The organism is Selenomonas sp. oral taxon 138 str. F0429, assembly GCF_000318175.2.
Lineage (GTDB): Bacteria > Bacillota > Negativicutes > Selenomonadales > Selenomonadaceae > Centipeda > Centipeda timonae.
This window is the reverse complement of record NZ_KB290957.1, coordinates 1-3,315: the sequence shown is the minus strand read 5'-3', so window position 1 is coordinate 3,315 and position 3,315 is coordinate 1. Positions and strand designations below refer to the sequence as shown.

Below are 3,315 nucleotides of genomic sequence, written 5' to 3'. Positions count from 1 at the left end.
GCACCTCGGGTGCTTCCGGCTCTTTGATGCGGACAATCTCCGTAAGGACAGATTGGAAGTCCCGCCCCCCGGAACTCGAGAATGCTCCCGCGACGTTTTCCCACACGATGAATCTCGGATATTTCCCATCCGTCCCCCTCCTCATTTCCCGAACGATACGAATAGCCTCGAAGAACAGTATGGACTCCTGCCCATGCAGACCTTCCCGCCGTCCTGCGATGCTGAGATTCGTACAGGGCGAACCGAACGTGATAATGTCCACAGGCTCTATTTTGTCTCCTCGGATGTTATGAATGTCTCCAAGATGTTTGACGGAGGGAAGCCGCTTCGTGGTGACGCGAATCGGGAACGGCTCAACCTCCGATGCCCACTTTGGTGTAATCCCCGCAAGAACAGCACCGAGTGTGAATCCTCCACTCCCGTCAAACAAACTCCCGAGCGTCATCATTTCACAGAATGAGGGGAAGTCATGCGCTCAAGCATCTTGCCCGTCATCCAGATTGCCCCGTCGATGACAAGCGGCAAGAAGATGCGGTCGCGGAATCTGCACCATCCCGTTTCCTTCTCGGCACTCTCGCGAAGTGCCGCCGTATACGCCGCCGATACTTCACACGCCGCCGGGAGTCCTTTCTCGTGCAGCCAAAGAACGGTCGCTTCCTTTGCCTCCGTCCGCACGAAATCCCCCACATGATTCTTCAACTCATTTTGAATGTGTTCCAGTTTCATCTTCAGCACTCTCCTTCATAGTCCGTTACTCCGCGTGCAATCGCACGCGCGAATTCATCCTGCCGACTGCGGAGCAACTGTGCATCACCCGCATGGTCGATAAACGCAAGCTCCACAAGTATGGCGACCGCATCGGTGTTGCTCAGAACGTACAGACCGTTAACACCGGGCTTTGCACCCTTCACGCCGCGATCCACAGTTCCGATCGCATCCACGATCTGATTCTGGATGCACTGTGCCAGCTTCTCCCCTTCGCCGCTTCCGTAGAAGTGCCATACCTCCGTTCCGTTCGCACTGCCATTACAGGCGTTGCAGTGGATGGAGATGAATACGGCCGCATCGCTGCGGTTGGAAGAGTCAACGACTTCCTCCAAGCTGTCCGACTGCAAACATCCCACAACTTCTACACCTGCAGCAGTAAGATAGCCCGCCACAAGGTCAGCGACATTCTTTGCAACATCGCATTCCCGCAGCCCATACCCGCACGCACCAGGGTCGGGATTGCCATCCGGAGCGTGACCCGGATTCAAAAACACACGCATCAAGATTCCTCCTTTGGCATTACGCCGCACTCTTCACAAAATCAATAAACGATTCGCAGATTGATAAATCCACGAACCGTTTACATCGGTTGATGACATCTTCTTCTATCCACGGAGGAATTTCTTCCACCTCGTCATACCGTCCGTAATCCCCGAACATACAGGCCATTCCCACATTCCGCGCCTGAACAGCTTCTTCAAATGTTTGATAATAACCAAGGTGTATATCATGCTGACAAATCTTGATTCTCGCACGATATTTCCCGCGAGGTTTGTAGAAGCTGACACCCGTCACCCCAGAGGTGTTGTTTCTCTGCCGTGGTTGGTTGCACTGATTCTGCTGATGCGTACAAATTCTGAGATTGCATAGGCGATTGTCCAACGTGTCCAGATTGATATGATCGACTTCATAGCCTTTGGGGACATCCACCAGATGACGATGCAGCTGTTTTCTGTATCTGTCCATCACGTAAAGGATTTTTCCCGTCAAATCACGGTAATTGCGATAAAAGCTGATTCCGGCGATCTTATCCAAAGATGAAGTGTCCACCATAAAAACGATACCGTCAGGAAGATGCCCGTAGGCAATGCTCCCGTCCTCGGAAAACGTATATTTCACATTGCACACGTCCTCATCCTCCTTTCTTCCGCCCTTTTTGAATGTCATTTATCGCACTATCCTTCATGCCAAGCTCTTCTGCTGAGGGGATATATACCTCGGAGCAGGGGAGCTTTTGCCCATCACGGATGATATACACGTCCTCCGTATTTCCACGATATGCCACAAAACGGCGCACAATCGCCGAGACATAAACAGGATCAAGTTCCATCAGATATGCCGTGCGATCCATTTGTTCCGCTGCCATCAGTGTCGAGCCGCTGCCACCGAACAAATCCAAGACGATGCTGTTGACCAGCGAGGAGTTTTTCATGGGGTATGCGATGAGCGGCAGCGGTTTCGTTGTCGGGTGCAGTTTCGACTTGCTCGGTCGGTCAAATTCCCAAACGGTGGTCTGCTTTCTGTCACCGTAGAATTTGTGCTTCACGGTGTCCTTGAATGCGTAAATGACAGGCTCATGGCGCATTTGATAATCAAAGCGTCCCAGAACAAGAGACTGTTTTACCCAGATACAGGTTGTTGAGTAGTGAAATCCGGCAGCAACAACGGCATTGTAGAAATTGACCTTTTCCGCATCCGAGTGAAAAATGTATATGGCAGCCCCATCCGCGAGATTCTCATAGGCGTTTTTGAATGCCGAAAGCAGGAACTGATAGAACTCCTCACCTTTCAGGTTGTCATTCATGATTTTCATGCCGGTGCCGCCTGTGTAGTTGCACGCATACGGCGGGTCGGTAATGCACACATTCGCCTTTTTGCCGTCCATGAGAAGTTTTACATCCTCGGGTTTTGTAGAGTCGGCACAAAGGAGACGATGCTTGCCCAAAAGCCACAACTCACCGGTTTTTACGAAAGCCTCTGCCTGCAGGGCGGCATCTTCGTCGAAATCATCTTCCTGCGCCTCGTTATCGTCTGCGGCAAACAGATCAGCGATTTCAGCTTCGTCGAAGCCCGTGAGCGAGATGTCAAAGTCCATATCCTGCAACGCTTCCATCTCGACGCGCAACATATCTTCATCCCATCCCGCATCGAGAGCGAAACGGTTGTCCGCAAGGATGTATGCTTTCTTCTGCGCTTCCGTGAGGTAATCCACAAATACACACGGAACCTGCTCGATATTCTCCTCCTTCGCGGCGAGGATTCTGCCATGTCCCGCTATGACGTTGAACTCCCGGTCGATGATGACGGGATTCACAAAGCCGAACTCACGCAAAGACGAGCGCAGCTTGGTGATCTGCTCCTTCGAGTGGGTACGGGCATTGTTTACATAAGGCACGAGCTTTCCGATGGGGACGAGCTGCATTTCGGATGTGGTTTTTCTCAAGATGTACACCTCCTGCAATAAAAAAAGCGACCTACGTCGCCATCTGTATGTTGTTGAGCTGCGTCTCAGCTAATCTTCCCGCTCATCTCATCCCCTCCTTGAAC

General features: G+C 51.7%; 5 protein-coding genes. All 5 read right to left on the bottom strand.

Annotated elements, in window-relative coordinates; genetic code table 11:
- On the bottom strand, nucleotides 1-430 hold a 430-nt coding region (locus HMPREF9163_RS11395), incomplete at its 3' end, for a DNA cytosine methyltransferase (protein ID WP_255351108.1).
- Nucleotides 431-444: 14 nt separating this feature from the next.
- Nucleotides 445-726, bottom strand: coding sequence for a hypothetical protein (locus HMPREF9163_RS11390; protein WP_037347181.1), 282 nt, complete (start codon nucleotides 724-726; stop codon nucleotides 445-447).
- Nucleotides 727-728: 2 nt separating this feature from the next.
- Nucleotides 729-1,268 (bottom strand): N-acetylmuramoyl-L-alanine amidase, encoded by a 540-nt coding sequence (locus HMPREF9163_RS11385; protein ID WP_009441960.1) that lies wholly within the window; start codon nucleotides 1,266-1,268, stop codon nucleotides 729-731.
- A 19-nt stretch (nucleotides 1,269-1,287) separates the two neighbouring features.
- Nucleotides 1,288-1,935, bottom strand: a complete 648-nt coding sequence (locus tag HMPREF9163_RS11380) for an HNH endonuclease (protein ID WP_009441959.1) — start codon at nucleotides 1,933-1,935, stop codon at nucleotides 1,288-1,290.
- Nucleotides 1,901-3,211: a site-specific DNA-methyltransferase gene (locus HMPREF9163_RS11375; RefSeq protein WP_037347173.1), complete on the bottom strand. Its 1,311-nt coding sequence runs from the start codon at nucleotides 3,209-3,211 to the stop codon at nucleotides 1,901-1,903. The genes HMPREF9163_RS11380 and HMPREF9163_RS11375 overlap by 35 nt, the downstream gene beginning before the upstream one ends.
- Nucleotides 3,212-3,315 lie beyond the last annotated feature (104 nt).

Bases quoted from the DNA above. Each gene is read 5' to 3' on its own strand.
- HMPREF9163_RS11380 (WP_009441959.1), bottom strand. From the start codon at position 1,935: ATGACATTCAAAAAGGGCGGAAGAAAGGAGGATGAGGACGTGTGCAAT.
- HMPREF9163_RS11385 (WP_009441960.1), bottom strand. From the start codon at position 1,268: ATGCGTGTGTTTTTGAATCCGGGTCACGCTCCGGATGGCAATCCCGAC.
- HMPREF9163_RS11390 (WP_037347181.1), bottom strand. From the start codon at position 726: ATGAAACTGGAACACATTCAAAATGAGTTGAAGAATCATGTGGGGGAT.